We start from the raw sequence: 15,388 nt of genomic DNA on the forward strand, positions 1-15,388 counted from the left end.
AGCGCACTGTTGCTCAATCTTCTGATGGCGGCACGGTTATTCTCGCCCTCGGCTCGCTATCGTAGAGCGTGCCGTATACCTCACTCAGCAAGTTTTTCGGGCGATACGATCCAGACACTGCAGGGCATTTTGTACAACAGGCTTTCTGCCGTGCTGCCGACCAGCCGGTCCAGCCCTCGATGGCTGATCCGGCCCATGACAATCACATCGACCTGATTGACCTCGGCATAGTTGACCAGGACCTTGCCGGGGTTGCCCATGATCATGTGACGCTGTTGCGGCGGGATGCCGTTGCGCTCGGCAAGTTCGTTGAATGCATCCCCCTGAGCGTCGAACAGGGTCTTGGCTTTGCCTGAAGAGAAGAAGGTCGAAACGTTGTTGAAGTCGAATTCGTCGGCACTGATGGAGGAAAGGTCATAGGCATAGACGACGTCGACCTCGGCATTGCAGGCGCTCGCCAGTTTGACCGCTTCGTGGAGTATCCGGTCGTTCAAGCCTTGGTACTGTTTATCGCGATGGAAGGGGTCGACCGCTGCAACAACCTTGCGAGGCAACGCATGGATGGCGTTACTGACGAAATGCAGCGGTACTGGACATTCGCGCAGCAAATGCACGTCGAGCGGTGTGAACATCAGCCGCGAGAGCAGCGATTCGTGTTGCAGTGCTTTGATCAGCAACTCGATCGGCTGTTCTTTGAGGTGGATCAGAATTTCCTGCAGCGGGCGTTCGACCCAGGTCACCTCGGTGGTGACTTCCAGGCCAATCTTGCGCAGAGGCCTGGCCTGCTCCTCCAGCCACAGGCGGTGACGTTCGATATAACCCAGGCGCATCTCTTCGCGGGCCTGGTCGTTGACCAGGCTGGCAGTCGCCAAGCCTTCCAGGTAGTCGAAAGCCACGATGTGCAACGCCGCGCCCTCGGCCTTGGCCAGTGCGGCGGCCCTGTCGAAGGCCGGGCTGTGCTCCATCAGCGGCGAGACGATCAGCATGAAACGTGATTGATCAGACATGACAAATCTCTCCTGGGTAGACACAAAGTCGGCGGCTGTACGGTTGGCACGATGAGTTGTCAGCTCCTGAAACCATGGCCTGATCGTGTCGCTGGCCAAGTGCCCGAGCTTGATCTGTGTCAAACCGGCGAGAGGCCAGTCTTGTCGTCCGACATACGGTCGTTTGCTGCGCCTCCAATCTGCTGATTATTGACCATGATCAATCTCTCGTCCGCGAACCCGGCGCAGTCTGAAACTGGTGCGCGCTTCACGCCAGGATGCATCGCCCACAGACCCGATTGCGAGGCTTGATCCGAGGCCGGCTATGATTATTGAAATAACGGAACAACTGGCAAGACACCGTTGGCTCGTACAGATGGATGTGTGGGAGGTGGGTTTCGACAGTCGGGATGAAGCTGAGGCGTTCGTCAGGCAGCTCAAGGCGCGTATCAATGCGCCGCATGCCTGGCCGGCAAACACCGTCACCAAGCCATTGCCCCGACAGCCCGCCGGTTCTCGATCCGACCCGGCGGTCGAGCAACGGGTGCTGGCGGATCTCGCGAGATAAGCGCCGAGGTCAGGAGGGGGATGACCGGGTGCGTACCCAATGAGTGAAACCTTCGGCCTGACCAATGCAGCCGCTGCGCTGGGCATCGGCATGCTGGTCGGTCTTGAGCGCGAGCGCCACAAGGGCGGGGGCGACAGCCGCGCCTGTGCCGGGTTGCGGACATTCGCGATCACCGCGCTATTGGGCTATATCTCCCCCCAGGTTGGTGGCGGTCTGCTGGTGGGGATCATCGCGATCTGTGTGGCGCTGCTGCTCACCGTGGCTTATTGGCGAAACCTTGAAAAGGATCCTGGCATTACCAGTGAAGTGGCTTTGCTCACGGTGTTGGTACTGGGGGCGTTGTGTGGCACCGCGCCGGAGTTGGCCATTGCGATTGGCGTGGTGATGGCGGGGTTGCTGACTTATCGTCAGCGGTTGCATCACTTTGCGCACAATCAGTTGACCGACGCGGAAATTCGCGACGGTCTGGTGCTGCTGGTCGCCGCATTGGTGGTGCTGCCCCTGGCGCCGGATCGCTTTATCGGGCCCTATGCTGCAATCAATTTGCGCACCATTTGTACCTTGACCGTACTGTTGATGACGATAGGGGCGGTGGGGCATATCGCGGTTCGCACCCTGGGCACCCGCTACGGTTATCCGATCAGTGCGATCGCTTCGGGGTTCGTTTCCGGTACGGTGACCATTGCGGCCATGGGGCATATCAGTGCCAAGGAGCCGGCGCACATCAAAGTCCTGAGCAGCGCTGCGATGCTGTCCAATCTGGCGACTGTGATTCAGGTGGGCCTGATCCTGGGAACAGTCGATCCCGGCCTGTTGCGCAGCATGTGGGGGCCGTTGCTATCCGGACTCTTCGTCACGGGGTTGTATGGTGTTTGCTTGATGTTTCCAAGATCGACGGGGGACGGCAACGAGCCGATCAAGGTCGGTGGTGCGTTCAATCTCAGACTGGCCTTGATCGTGGTACTGGCCATGACCGGCATTACCTTCCTGTCTTCTGCAATGCTGAGTCATTTTGGCCAGGTGGGTGTGATGCTGACGACGGCCCTCGGCGGTTTTGCCGATGCTCACTCTTCAACGGCATCCATTGCTTCTCTGGCCAAGGCCGGTCAGTTGCCTTTCGACGCCATTGCCGGCCCCGTGCTGATGGCGGTGAGCAGCAACTCGCTGAGCAAATGTGTGGTGGCATGGGTTAGCGGCGGTCGGCCGTTCGCCACTTATGTCATCCCGGGTCAGGTATTGATGACGGCGGCGATGTGGGCGGGCACCTTGCTGCACTGAAGCGTTCGATGCGGCTCGTATCAATCGAGCTCCTGCAAACAGTGCATAGAGCTGATAAAGATCAAGTCGCCTGCACCCGGAACGTTCAATCTGTAGCCTTACCGATAGCATTGAAATGGCCGAGCGCCGAGGTGCCTTATGTCTCAGACTCAACGTTTATTGCTGATTGCCCCGCCCGCGATGACCCGTACTCCGGCGTTCGAGCGCGCTACGGCGCTGGCTCTGGCGGCGCAACTACCGTTGCATATCGTGGCGTTCGATTACAGCGAAGCCTTGGCGGTGGCCGGTCTGTTCGCCCCCGAGCAAATCCGGCAAGCCCGTGATGGCTACCTGGAAAACCATCGACAATGGCTTGAGCAGCAAGCCGGTTTGGCGAAGAAGCACGGGGTCGAGGTCACCAGTGAGGTGGTCTGGGTCCAGCACCCCTATGAAGAGATCCTTCACTTCGTCAACGAGATGCCTCTGGCCCTGATCATCAAGGACGCCCAGGAGGAGTCCGCGTTGAAGCGGATCTTCTTTACTCCGCTGGACTGGCAGTTGCTGCGCGATTGCCCGGTGCCGGTGCATCTGGTCACCAACGCCAGCTACGCACGGCCGCACAAGATTCTGGCAATTATCGATGTGTTGCGCAGTGAAGACCAGGACCTGGTGTTCAACGATCAGATTGTCGACGCGGCAGTGAAGCTGGCCGAACAGTGCAACGCCGAGCTTGATTTGGTCCATGTGTATGACTGGGCAGCGGTGTACGCCACGGACATGGGCGTTGGTGCATTGCCCCTCGCCACCGGCATCTACGAAGCATTGGGCGAGGCGCAACATGAGGCATTTGCGGCCCTGGCCGAGCGCCACGGCGTGCCGGCCGATCATCGCCACTTCATTGAAGGCGCGCCCCTGCAGAGTATCTGCGAGTTTGCGACTGATCATCAGATCGATGTCATCGTCATGGGAACGGTACACCATAAGGGTTTGAACAAACTCTTGGGCAGCACCGCCGAACATCTCTTGCATCGGGCGCCGTGCAGTGTGCTGGCGATCAAGCCGGGCGAGCGGCTGCAGTAGTGTTGAATTACCCCTTGGCGCGCCAGTGTCTGGTGCTCCAAGGGGAATTTTTCTTACAGCATGAGGCGATGAATGACCTGGCGGGCATCGTCTGGATCGTTATGGACTTCAAATCCCAGGGCTTTTGCCAAATCGCGCATGGGGGCATTGCTTGAGGCATCAATGGAATACATCTGATGAAAGCCGTTCTTGCGGGCTGCTTTGATCAAATGCTCCATCAACAGCGTACCCAGCCCCAGGTGCTGCCATTCATCGGCGACGGTGATCGCGCATTCGCATTCATGTTCGGCAGTGGCGGCATAACGACTGACGCCGATTTCGATCAATTTACCGTCTTCGTGGACCAGCGCGATGTAAGCCATGCGCTTCTTGCCGTCGATGTCCATCAACTGGTCGAGCATGGCCTTGCCGGGTTCGTTGATTTGCGCCAGAAAGCGCATATGACGGGATTCCGGGGACAGGCGTTTGATGAATGCGTATTCGCGCTCGCGGTCTTTATCCGTCAATGGCCGGATCAGTACATGCCGACCGTCCCTGAGTGCTTCGATCCAGTATTGCCCGGAGACCGCGGCATAGGCGGCGGCAGCCCGTTCGTTGTGGTCCTTGACAGTGAGCATGGTGCAATCCTCCCTCTGATGGAAAAAAGGTCCGCGTGTAGCAGAAGGTCACGCGGTTCATACCTTTTTACGCCAACGGCGGCACTCGAATCTGATCTGGATCAGACACTCGGCACAGGCGTCCTCAAAGGCCCGGATTTGATGTAAATCAACCACGTTGGGGGCAATGAGCGCAGTCTAGGAACATGCCGGCGGGATCGACCGGCGCCGAGCCGAGGTGTGTGATGGGTCATTATCAACGGTTACTGCTGATCGCCGATCGAACCTTGCATCAATCTCCAGCCTTGCTGCGCGCGGTCGCCCTGGCCAAGGCGAGTGGGGCGGTCTTGCACGTGTGTGCCTTTGTCGAACCGGTGCCGATCGTTCATTTGTGGGATGAAAAAGTCGATGAGGCGGCGTTTCAGAGCTACCTGCGTCGCTATCGTCGCTGGATGTCGGAGGAAATCCAGCGGCTGAGCGGTGAGGGGCTGAAAGTCTCGGTGGAAGTGGTCTTCACCACCCATCCGCTGCTGGATATCCTGAAGCATGTCGAGGAGTTCAAGCCTGACCTGCTAATCAAGGACGCCACGCTGGAGCCGGTGCTGAAACGGGTATTCATCACGCCACTTGATTGTCACCTGCTGCGCGAATGCCCGGTGTCTGTGCACCTGGTCAACCAGGCCCGTTACAGCTTGCCTCACCGGATCGTGGCGGCGGTCGACCCCTTCGACCCACAAACCCAGATCAGTGGCCTCAACGACACCATCATTCAAACCGCGAACGCCCTGGCCCTGCAGTGTGATGCGCCGCTGCATTTGCTCTACGCCTATGACCTGTCGCCCGCGTTCAATGGCGATGCACCGTTGGTCAACGGCGGCTGGAGCATGGATTACATGGAGGAGCTGCGTGAATCCCTGCACCTGGCATTCGTGACCCTGGCCGACCGCTACGGTATACCGCCCGAACGTCGGCACTTTGTCATGGGCCAACCGGTTCGGGCATTGACCGAGTTTGTCGAAGAATACCTGGCCGACGTGGTGGTGATGGGCACGGTGCACCGGGTCGGGCTGGATCGGTTGATTGGCAGCACCACCGAACGGGCGCTTTACTCGGTGCCTGGCAGCATTCTGGCGGTCCGGTCACCCGGTTTTGCGGTCAGGGGGTGAGCACGATGGCGCCTTTGACCTGACCGCTCCTCAGCTGGGCGAGCGCTTGATTGGCATCGTCCAGTGCAAAACAGGTGACATCGCTGTGCACGGGCGTATGGCGAATCTCCTGGAAAAACGCCGTGCCGTCTTCGCGCGTCAGGTTGGCCACCGAACGTACGCTGCGCTCACCCCAGAGCAGACGATAGGGAAACGCCGGGATGTCGCTCATGTGGATGCCGGCGCATATCACACAGCCACCCTTGACGGTGGCCTCCAGCGCCAACGGCACCAGCGCTCCGACGGGGGCGAAGATCAGGCTGGCGTCGAGCAGGTGTGGCGGTTTCTGGTCCGAAGGGCCAGCCCAGGCGGCGCCCAACGTTCGGGCATACGCCTGGCCCTCGTTGTCGCCCGGTCGGGTGAAGGCGTATACCTGTTGACCTCGGCCCAGCGCCACCTGGATTGCCAGGTGCGCGGCGGCACCGAACCCGTAGAGGCCCAGATGACGTGCGGTTTTGGCCATTTGCAGCGCTCGAAAGCCGATCAGCCCGGCGCATAGCAACGGTGCGGCTTCGGTGGCCGAGAGCGTGTCCGGAAGGCGAAAGCAGAAGCGCGCGTCGGCCACGGTGTAGTCGGCATAACCGCCGTCCAGATTACAACCGGTGAACTGCGCCTGATCGCAGAGGTTCTCCCGGCCCGAGCGGCAGAATTCACACCGGCCGCAAGTCGATCCGAGCCAGGGAACGCCGACCCGCTGGCCGATCCAGTCGGGCGCAACGTCGGCCCCCACCGCGGTCACTTCCCCGACAATTTCGTGCCCCGGCACTCGCGGCAGTGTCGCTTGCGGCAGCTCACCATCGACCAGGTGCAGGTCGGTGCGGCACACGCCACAGGCCAGGACTTTGATTAACAGTTGCTGAGCATCAGGTGTCGGGATCGCGCGCTCTTCCCGTTGCAGTGGCTGGCCAGGAGTCTGTAGCACCATGGCGCGCATGACGATTCTCCGGAATCAAAGGCATTCAGGCTGTCAAGCTGGCGCGTCCCGATGACAGCCGGTGACCAGTTGCTTGAGCCTGTCCATGTCGAGGATGGTGACGTTACGCCCGGAAATCTCGACCAGTGCCTGATCCCGCAGGTGGGCAATGCCTCGGCAGATGGTTTCCAGACGCAGCCCCAGGTAGGAGCCGATCTCTTCGCGACGCATCTTCAGTACGAACTCCCTGGACGAATAACCGCGCAGGCTAAGCCGCTGCGACAGGTTCAGCAGAAAGGCCGCCAGACGTTCGTCGGAGTTCATCTTGCCCATCAGCATCAGCATGTCGTGATCGCGCACGATTTCGCGGCTTAGAAGTTTGTTCAGATTGTGCTGCAGTGTAGGCAGCTCCCGGGAAAGCTTCTCCAGCTGGGCGAAATGGATGGGACACACTTCGCTGTCCTCAAGAGCGAAAGCATTACAGGTGTGCTGCTCTTCACTGATGGCGTCCAGGCCGAGCATCTCGCCGGGTATTTGAAAACCGGTGACTTGCTCGCGACCGTCGAGAGACAACACTGTGGTCTTGAAAGAACCGATGCGCACTGCGTAAAGCGAGCGCAATGAATCACCCGTGCGATACAACGCTGCACCTTTTTTAACTTTTACGCGCTGGATGATCAGGGTATCCAATCGCTCTACTTCCTGGTCGGTCAGGCCAATCGGCAGGCACAGTTCCAGCACGCTGCAGTTGGCGCAGGCAGCCTTGAGGTAATGGGCGTGAAGGGGGCGGAGGTCATACGGCGGCATTTTGCGTCCCTCTATCGGTGTATGAAGCATAGGCGCTGAGAGCCCGGTCAAACCCTTAATGCGTAACCCGGGGGCGTTTGTACGACGAACGGGGAGGGGGGCCCAGCAGATTCAATGACAGAAGGTGCCGCGTTGACGCTCTCGAGATCTCCTCTTCAGAGAAGGCGCGTTTGATGTAAATCAAGTCTTGAACCTCCCAGACTCCCAGAATCGACAAATGCCCTGTTCGCAGCGCGGGCCTGTCATCGATGGCCGGCGCTGCTCTTTGTCGAGAGCGGAGAGCTTCATGAGCGATTTTCTGAGTGCCGAGCAGCTGGAAGGTCTCGATGCCTATTGGCGAGCGTCCAATTACCTGGCAGTGGGGCAGATCTACCTCAAGGACAACCCGCTGATCAGCGCACCCCTGGCACTGGAACATGTAAAACCGCGATTACTGGGGCATTGGGGAACAACGCCAGGGCTGAATCTGATCTACGTGCACCTCAACCGCCTGATCACCTGCTACGACCTGAACATGATCTTCGTCACCGGCCCTGGGCATGGTGGGCCGGCGATCGTGGCGCAGACCTATCTGGAAGGGACTTACACCGAGTTCAATCCTTCAGTGGAGCAGAACCGTAACGGCCTGGTCCGGCTCTTTCGGCAGTTTTCCTGGCCTTATGGGCTTTCCAGCCATGTTTCGGCGCAGATTCCCGGGTCGATCCATGAAGGCGGCGAACTGGGCTATTCCCTGGCCCATGCTTACGGCGCGGCGTTCGATAACCCGGACCTGATCGTGGCGTGCGTGATCGGCGACGGTGAGGCTGAAACGGGAACGCTGGCGGCCAGCTGGCATTCCAACAAATTCCTTAATCCGGTGCGTGACGGGGCTGTCCTGCCGATTCTGCACCTCAATGGCTACAAGATCGCCAACCCCTCGGTGCTCTCCAGAATCAGCGAAGACGAACTGTCGGCCCTGATGTATGGCTACGGTTACGATCCGTATTTTGTCGAGGGTGACGAGCCTGAAGAGGTTCATCAGGCGTTGGCCAGAACCCTGGACACGATGCTGTTGAAAATCCGCGAGATCCAGCGTATTGCGCGCAAATACCCACAGCCTCCGGTGCCGGAGCGCCCGCTTTGGCCGATGCTGGTGCTGCGTACGCCAAAGGGCTGGACAGGCCCCAAATTCGTCGATGGCCGGCGCATTGAAGGCACGTGTCGTGCGCATCAGGTGCCGCTGGCGGATTTCGGCCAGCCGACTCATCTGCGGCAACTGGAGGAGTGGCTTAGCAGCTATCGTCCGGATGAGCTGTTTGACGTCAACGGTGCCTTGTTACCCGAAATCGCTGCGCTGGCACCGACGGGGCACCGGCGAATGAGCGCCAATCCTCACGCCAATGGTGGCCTGCTGCTGCGACCGCTGGATCTGCCGCGCTTTACCGAATACGCCGTGAAACTTCCCGCGCCGGGCTGCCTGCGCGCAGAAGCGACCCGGGTGCTGGGGGCGTTTCTGCGCGATGTGATGAAAAACAATCTGGCCTCAGGCAATTTTCGGTTGTTCGGCCCGGATGAAACCGCCTCGAACCGACTGGATGCAGTCTACGACGTCAGCGCAAAGGCCTGGATGGGTAACCTGGAGCCCGAGGATATCGACCTGACGGCCGAAGGCCGGGTGATGGAGATTCTGAGTGAGCAAGTGTGCGAGGGGTGGCTGGAAGGCTATTTATTGACGGGCCGGCATGGACTGTTCTCCTGTTACGAGGCGTTCATTCACATCGTCGATTCGATGTTCAATCAGCACGCCAAATGGCTGAAAACCGCCGCCGAGGTGCCTTGGCGCAAACCGGTAGCCTCGCTCAATTACTTGCTCACCTCGCATGTCTGGCGTCAGGACCATAACGGTTTTTCCCATCAGGACCCGGGCTTCATCGATCTGGTCGCGAACAAGAAGTCCGATGTGGTCCGGATCTACCTGCCGGCCGACGCCAACTGCCTGCTGTCGGTTGCCGACCACTGCCTGAGAAGTCGCAACTACATCAACGTCATCGTTGCCGGCAAGCAACCGGAGTGGCAGTGGCTGGATATCGGTTCGGCCATCCGTCATTGCCTGTGCGGCATCGGTCGATGGGACTGGGCCAGCCAGAACGATCAAGACCCGGACGTGGTCATGGCCTGCGCCGGAGACGTCCCGACCCTGGAAACGCTGGCCGCCGTGACCTTGCTTCGCGAGTACGTGCCGGATCTGCGCGTCAGGGTGATCAACGTCGTCGACTTGATGGTGCTGCAACCGTCATTTCAGCATCCCCATGGTTTGTCGGATTCGGCTTTCGACGAGCTGTTCACCGTCGACAGGCCCGTGATCTTTGCGTTCCACGGGTACCCGGCACTGATTCACCGGCTGATTTACAAACGCAGCAATCATGAAAACTTCCACGTGCGCGGCTTCAAGGAGGAGGGGGCGACCACGACACCGTTCGATATGGCGGTGATCAATAACCTGGACCGTTATCAGCTGGCGCTGGATGTGATCGAGCGGGTTCCGCGCCTGCACGAGCAGATCGAAACCGCCCGGGCGCGTTACTGGGCAACGATGGAGAAACACAAGCTTTACCTCATCGAACACGGGCAGGACTTGCCCGAAGTGATGAACTGGCAATGGACGCCTGCGGCCGGCAGTTGAGGAGCCCCAATCGATGCCGTCATCCATCCAGCATGAGCGCAGAGGCAAGAAGCCGTTCGCGTCCAGGCCTGAACGTTCTGGAGCCAGACCATGAGCCAGTATCAACGGTTGCTGCTGATCATCAATCCGACCCTGCGTCACTCCCCGGCCATCCACCAGGCCAGCGCTCTGGCCAAGGCCTGTGGTGCCACTCTGCATATTCTCGGGCTGACCAAACCGGTCAGGCTTTTTTCTCTGCTTGAACCGCCGGCACGGGACGAGACGCGCACGCGTTACCTGCAGGAGCAGAGCCGATGGTTGAAGAATGAAGTGCACGCACTACGCGCCAAAGGGCTTGATGTGACCAGCGAAGTGAGATGGAGCGACGACGCCCGTCTGGAGATCCTGGACTATGTGATGCAACTGCGCCCCGACCTGTTGCTCAAGGAGATTCAGCATGAGCCGCTGCTCAAGCGCGCCTTTGTCACGCCCATGGATTGGTACTTGCTGCGCGAATGCCCGGTGCCGGTTTATCTGCTGAGTCCGTGCAGTCATGCGTTGCCGCGCAAGGTGGTCGCGGCGGTGGATCCCGAGCCGCAGGGCAGCAAGCTGAACGAGCGGATCCTGCAGCAGGCCAATAGCCTGGCGTTGCAATGTGATGCCCAATTGTCTTTGCTGCACGTCTGCCCTATGTCCTCCGACTATCTGGACGACGCAGATGGAGATGAGCCGGTGCTGTCGAAGCTCAGGAAAGATCTGCGCCAGGCACTGGAAAAATCCTTTGTCACACTGGCTCACGACTTCGGGGTGCCTGTTGAATGTCGGCACTTTATCTTCGGCGATCCGGTGTCGGCGCTGGCCGGATTCGTCAACGACAACCAGACTGACGTGATCGTCATGGGCCGGGGCCGGCACCATGGCCTGCAATGGTTGATTGGCAGCACCACCGAACATGTTCTTTATCAAGTGCCTTGCAGCATCCTGGCCGTTTAGGTCCCGTGGAAGCGGTCGTCCACCGGCGGCCGCTACTTGCTCTTCCAGTATTTCTGCATTTCGAGAAACAGAAAGGACGCCGTCCAGGTAATGAGCACCAGGCCGGTCAGTGCCTGCAACCCGGTCAGGTACTTGAGTTTGCCCACGGGCGAAATATCGCCAAAACCGATGGTGGTAAAGGTGGTGAAGGAGAAGTACACGCAATCCATGAACGAGCCATCAAAGTTGCCGTTCAGGCTGCCCCAGTCACCGGAGCGCGCCATCAGGTAATAGGCCAGCGCAAAGCACCAGACTTCTGTTGCATGGGCCAGCATCGCGCCGAATACCCCGACGACGATTCTGAATCGACTCCAGGCCCTGAGCCTGGGTAGCCAGTCGTTCAGGCGTGACAGGCATTCGTAGTGGATCACTACGGCAACGATGACCACCAGCGTATTGATCAGCGTGACCTCAATCATGGCGAGCCATCGGGGGCGGCCTTGAGCGGTAGCAGCGGCGGAAACTCCTCTGGCGTCAGCGTTTCTCTTTCCAGCAGTAAATGAGCACCGGCATCCAGGTCGGCTCGACGACTGTCGAGCAGCGCCTTGGCCCGGTTATAGGCTTCTTCGAGCAGGGCGCGGATGCCCAGGTCGATTTCCCGCGCGGTTTGCTCCGAATAGTCTTTCTGGCCCAGTCCGGCCATGTGTTCGCCCAGATAAGTCGGGGTTTGCCGTTCGAGTACCGATTGACCGAGTTCGGCACTCATGCCGAAACGGGTGATCAACTGCCGGGCGATGTCGGTCGCCCGGGTCAGGTCATCGGCGGCACCCGTGGAAATCTGGCCATAGACGATGAACTCGGCGGCCCGACCGGCCATCAGCACGGCGATGCGGTCCTTGAGCATCTGACAACTGATCAGGAAGTGATCCTCGGTCGGGCGCTGCAAGGTATAGCCCAGCGAGCCAATGGAGCGGGGGATGATCGAGACCTTGTGGACCGGGTCCATCCCTGGCAACGTGCCAGCCGCCAGGGCATGGCCCATTTCGTGATAGGCCACCACCAGACGTTCGTCAGGCAGTAACAGGCTGCTCTTGCGTTCGACCCCGGCGACGATGCGTTCCACCGCGACGGTGAAGTCGTCGAGGTTGACGGTCTCGCCTCCCCGGCGGGTGGCCACGATCGCGGCTTCGTTGATCAGATTGGCCAGGTCGGCACCGGTGAAGCCCGTGGTGATTTCGGCGATACGTTCGGAGTCGATGTCGGGCGCTACGGTGATTTTTTTCAGATGGACCTTGAGGATGGCTTGTCGGCCTTTTCGATCGGGGCGGTCGATCACCAGTTGACGGTCGAAGCGCCCGGCCCGCAGCAACGCCGGATCGAGGACCTCCGGCCGGTTGGTCGCTGCCAGCAGGACCACACCTTCGCGCGGGTCGAAACCGTCCAGTTCGGCCAGCAGTTGGTTGAGGGTCTGTTCTTTTTCGTCGTTGCCGCCAAACGCACCGATACCGCGCATTTTGCCCAGGGCGTCGAGTTCGTCGATGAAAATGATGCACGGTGCCGCCTGCCGTGCCTGCTCGAACAGGTCGCGCACTCGAGCGGCGCCGACACCGACGAACATTTCGACGAACTCGGAACCGGAAATCGAAAAAAACGGCACCCCGGCTTCACCGGCAATCGCCTTGGCCACCAGGGTCTTGCCGGTGCCCGGTGGGCCGACCAGCAGGGTGCCCTTGGGAATATGCGCCCCCAGGCGTGCGTATTTGGCCTTGTCCTTCAGGAACGAGACGATTTCCACCAGCTCGGCCTTGGCTTCATCGATGCCCGCGACATCGGCGAACGTCACTCCGGTATCGCGTTCGACAAACACTTTGGCCCGCGACTTGCCGACATTCATCAGTCCGCCAAGGCCCTGTTTTTCGGCCATGCCGCGGAACAGGAAATGCCAGAGCACCATGATCATCGCAAAGGGTAGCAACCAGCCCAGCAGCGCGTTCAGCAGGGTGTTTTCGCTGATGCCGGAAAAGCCGACACCCGATTGTGCCAACTCAGTCGCCAGCGTGGGATCGACCCGCACGGTGGTGAACAGGTCGTGGCCGTCGATGGGCTCTTGCAGCTTGCCGCTGATCTGCTCCTTGTCGACCCGCAACTCGCTGACCTTGTGCTCGCCCAACAGTTGCAGGAACTGACTGTAGGGGATGCTCTGCACCGAATGGCGGTCAACAAAAAACAGCTGGGCGAGTGCAAGGACCAGAAAGGTGATCGCGAAGTAGGAAAGGTTCCATTGGTGATTCTTTTTCATGGCCTTGGCTCAGGGAAAAAAGGCGGGCTGGCCCGATGCGTGACGGTTTGATTGCCGAACGCCGAGGCTCAAGCTCGTTGGGCATCTGAATACGATTCTAGACGCCATCAGCCCGAACGCCGGGGTTTACGCCGGACGTCGAGCTGATATTCCCTGTTTGACATCAGGCAATCAGCAGGTGATCTTCCACTGCTCTCACACCCGGTACGGACCAGGCAGCGCGGGTGGCGATCTGGCGTTCACGCCACAGATGGACCCGGCCTTCAAGTTTCACGACATCACCGTCTACCTTGACGTGAATACCCTTGGCATCCACTTCGGCATTGCGCTTGAGGGCTTCTTCGATGCGGTGCTGGATATCGGCCACTTCCACCCGAGGATAAAGGGTGAGCCGATTGTCCACGCCCACCACCCCGGACAACTTGCGCACCGCCCGTTCGACGGTTTCTTTCTGGTACTGCCAGTCCACCTTGCCTTCCAGCGTTACCCAGCCCTTTTGTACGATGACCTTGATGGTGTCTATGGGGACGTCAGAACTCCAGGCAATGATCTTCAACGCGCGGGTCGCGATGGTGTCATCTGCCGTGCCTTCCCCGGGGTCCAGCCTGACCTGTATTTCTTCGGCCAGCGCGCGTACGCCCTTGATGCGTTTTACCGCCTGTTCAGCAGCGATTTTCTGGGCATAGGTCCGGACATGGCCGGAGAGCGTGACGACGCCCTTGTCCACAGCGACGCCGATATTGGCGGCATCGATATCCGGCTGGAACTCAAGCTCATCCAGAATGGTTTGGCGCAGACTCAAATCGTTCATGATCGTGTCCTCTGTGGTCGATTTGGCGCGAGCATCGGACAACATGAGCCCGATTACTGGGTATGTTTTTACGCCTGGCGGCTGAGCATTTATTGAGCTGAATCAACAATGCTTCTTTCAGCAGCGGTGCTTGGGCGCACAACGACTTTTTGTGATTTTTATCAACCCCGGACAGCACCTGCCCACTCACTATCGACATTAACCAGAGAGGGTGTTCGTCGATCCGTGTGCTGATGGAAGGCCGGCACGGGAGTGCTGTTCATCGGTTTCGACTGACCAAGCATCTGCCGACGAGGTGTGTGATGTTTGAAATTCGCCGTTTACTGCTGATCGCTCCGAGCGAAATGTCCCGTACCCCCGCGTTTGATCGGGCGGAATCCCTGGCGAGAGCGACGGGCGCGATGCTGCACATCGTGGCGTTCGATTATGTCGAAGCGCTGGCGGTCGCTGGCCTGTTTGACCATCAGGCCATGGCGCAGGCGCGCGAGGGATATTTGCAGGTGCACCGTCACTGGCTAGAGCAGCAGGCCCGGTTTGGGCAATGCAAAGGCCTGCACGTAAGCACTGAAGTGGTCTGGGCCAAGCCGGGTATCGAGGAGGTGCTTGAGTACGTAAACGACTTCGGGGCAGACATCGTGATCAAGGATGTACAGCATGTATCGGCATTTCAACGGGTTTTCTACAAGCCTCTGGACTGGCTGTTACTGCGCGACTGTCCAGCCCCCTTGCACCTGGTCACCGATGCCAGAAACCCGTTGCCCTTGAAAATACTGGCGGCTATCGACCTGTCCCATCTTGAAGAGCTGACGCAGGGGCTGAATGACCAGATCCTCGATATTGCTTCGAAGCTGGCCTTGTCCTGTGGCGCGAAGTTACACCTGCTCAATGTCAGCGGCTGGATTGTGAACGGCGACTCCGGCGTGAACCTGCAATACCTGACCATGCGGGAAAGCTTGAGAGACGCGGTCAGCGATACCCAGATTGAAGCCTTTGATACGCTCGCCGAACGCTATGAGATTCCAGAGGCGAAACGGCATCTGTTGACCGGTGTCCCGCACAAGATGATCGAGCGTTTCGCGGCGAGTAATGAGTTCGACATGATTGTGATGGGCACCGTGCACTATCGGGGCGTGAACGTATTTCTCGGCAGTACCGCCGAGAACACCCTGAACCGGGCTCCCTGCAGTCTGATGATCGTCAAGCCGCCGTATTGATGGCGTATCGTGGTGGCGGTATTCGATAACTGCCAGTGC

The 15,388-nt window shown here is 59.4% G+C and carries 14 protein-coding genes; 7 read left to right on the top strand and 7 right to left on the bottom strand.

The features are described from left to right. Nucleotides 1–80: 80 nt before the first annotated feature. Nucleotides 81–1,007, bottom strand: a complete 927-nt coding sequence (locus AO353_RS19835) for a universal stress protein (protein ID WP_054596481.1) — start codon at nt 1,005–1,007, stop codon at nt 81–83. A 304-nt stretch (nt 1,008–1,311) separates the two neighbouring features. Here AO353_RS19835 and AO353_RS19840 point away from each other — a divergent pair, with 304 nt between their 5' ends. From AO353_RS19840 to AO353_RS19850, 3 genes are all read left to right on the top strand, one after another. Continuing rightward, the gene (locus AO353_RS19840) at nt 1,312–1,554 is read left to right on the top strand and encodes a hypothetical protein (protein WP_054596482.1); all 243 of its coding nucleotides are present in this window, start codon (nt 1,312–1,314) and stop codon (nt 1,552–1,554) included. A gap of 39 nt (nt 1,555–1,593) precedes the next feature. Continuing rightward, entirely contained in the window at nt 1,594–2,832 is a 1,239-nt protein-coding gene (locus tag AO353_RS19845) for an MgtC/SapB family protein (protein ID WP_054596483.1), read from the top strand. A 138-nt stretch (nt 2,833–2,970) separates the two neighbouring features. Next, nucleotides 2,971–3,891: a universal stress protein gene (locus tag AO353_RS19850; RefSeq protein ID WP_054596484.1), complete on the top strand. Its 921-nt coding sequence runs from the start codon at nt 2,971–2,973 to the stop codon at nt 3,889–3,891. A gap of 53 nt (nt 3,892–3,944) precedes the next feature. Here AO353_RS19850 and AO353_RS19855 read toward each other — a convergent pair whose 3' ends face one another. Continuing rightward, nucleotides 3,945–4,508 carry a GNAT family N-acetyltransferase gene (locus AO353_RS19855; RefSeq protein WP_054596485.1) on the bottom strand — a complete coding sequence of 188 codons (564 nt, stop codon included), beginning with the start codon at nt 4,506–4,508 and terminating at the stop codon, nt 3,945–3,947. A gap of 224 nt (nt 4,509–4,732) precedes the next feature. Here AO353_RS19855 and AO353_RS19860 point away from each other — a divergent pair, with 224 nt between their 5' ends. Further along, the gene (locus AO353_RS19860) at nt 4,733–5,653 is read left to right on the top strand and encodes a universal stress protein (protein ID WP_054596486.1); all 921 of its coding nucleotides are present in this window, start codon (nt 4,733–4,735) and stop codon (nt 5,651–5,653) included. Here the strand turns inward: AO353_RS19860 and AO353_RS19865 are convergent. Then, entirely contained in the window at nt 5,643–6,626 is a 984-nt protein-coding gene (locus AO353_RS19865) for a zinc-dependent alcohol dehydrogenase family protein (protein ID WP_054596487.1), read from the bottom strand. The genes AO353_RS19860 and AO353_RS19865 overlap by 11 nt on opposite strands. 33 nt (nt 6,627–6,659) lie before the next feature. Then, nucleotides 6,660–7,412: a fumarate/nitrate reduction transcriptional regulator Fnr gene (gene fnr, locus AO353_RS19870; protein WP_054596488.1), complete on the bottom strand. Its 753-nt coding sequence runs from the start codon at nt 7,410–7,412 to the stop codon at nt 6,660–6,662. A 286-nt stretch (nt 7,413–7,698) separates the two neighbouring features. Here fnr and AO353_RS19875 point away from each other — a divergent pair, with 286 nt between their 5' ends. Both AO353_RS19875 and AO353_RS19880 read left to right on the top strand, forming a co-directional pair. Beyond that, entirely contained in the window at nt 7,699–10,074 is a 2,376-nt protein-coding gene (locus AO353_RS19875) for a phosphoketolase (protein WP_054596489.1), read from the top strand. Nucleotides 10,075–10,164: 90 nt separating this feature from the next. Then, nucleotides 10,165–11,046 carry a universal stress protein gene (locus AO353_RS19880; protein WP_054596490.1) on the top strand — a complete coding sequence of 294 codons (882 nt, stop codon included), beginning with the start codon at nt 10,165–10,167 and terminating at the stop codon, nt 11,044–11,046. A 32-nt stretch (nt 11,047–11,078) separates the two neighbouring features. Here AO353_RS19880 and AO353_RS19885 read toward each other — a convergent pair whose 3' ends face one another. From AO353_RS19885 to AO353_RS19895, 3 genes are all read right to left on the bottom strand, one after another. Then, a complete protein-coding gene (locus AO353_RS19885; protein ID WP_019692802.1) occupies nt 11,079–11,504 on the bottom strand; it encodes a potassium channel family protein in 426 nt (141 codons plus the stop codon). Continuing rightward, entirely contained in the window at nt 11,501–13,324 is a 1,824-nt protein-coding gene (ftsH, locus tag AO353_RS19890) for an ATP-dependent zinc metalloprotease FtsH (protein WP_054596491.1), read from the bottom strand. Before ftsH ends, AO353_RS19885 begins: the two co-directional genes overlap by 4 nt. A gap of 163 nt (nt 13,325–13,487) precedes the next feature. After that, nucleotides 13,488–14,135, bottom strand: coding sequence for a BON domain-containing protein (locus tag AO353_RS19895; protein ID WP_054598280.1), 648 nt, complete (start codon nt 14,133–14,135; stop codon nt 13,488–13,490). Between the two features lie 302 nt (nt 14,136–14,437). Here AO353_RS19895 and AO353_RS19900 point away from each other — a divergent pair, with 302 nt between their 5' ends. Continuing rightward, nucleotides 14,438–15,349, top strand: a complete 912-nt coding sequence (locus tag AO353_RS19900; protein ID WP_054596492.1) for a universal stress protein — start codon at nt 14,438–14,440, stop codon at nt 15,347–15,349. Nucleotides 15,350–15,388: the final 39 nt, after the last annotated feature.

The organism is Pseudomonas fluorescens, from assembly GCF_001307155.1.
GTDB classification, from domain to species: Bacteria; Pseudomonadota; Gammaproteobacteria; order Pseudomonadales; family Pseudomonadaceae; genus Aquipseudomonas; species Aquipseudomonas helvetica.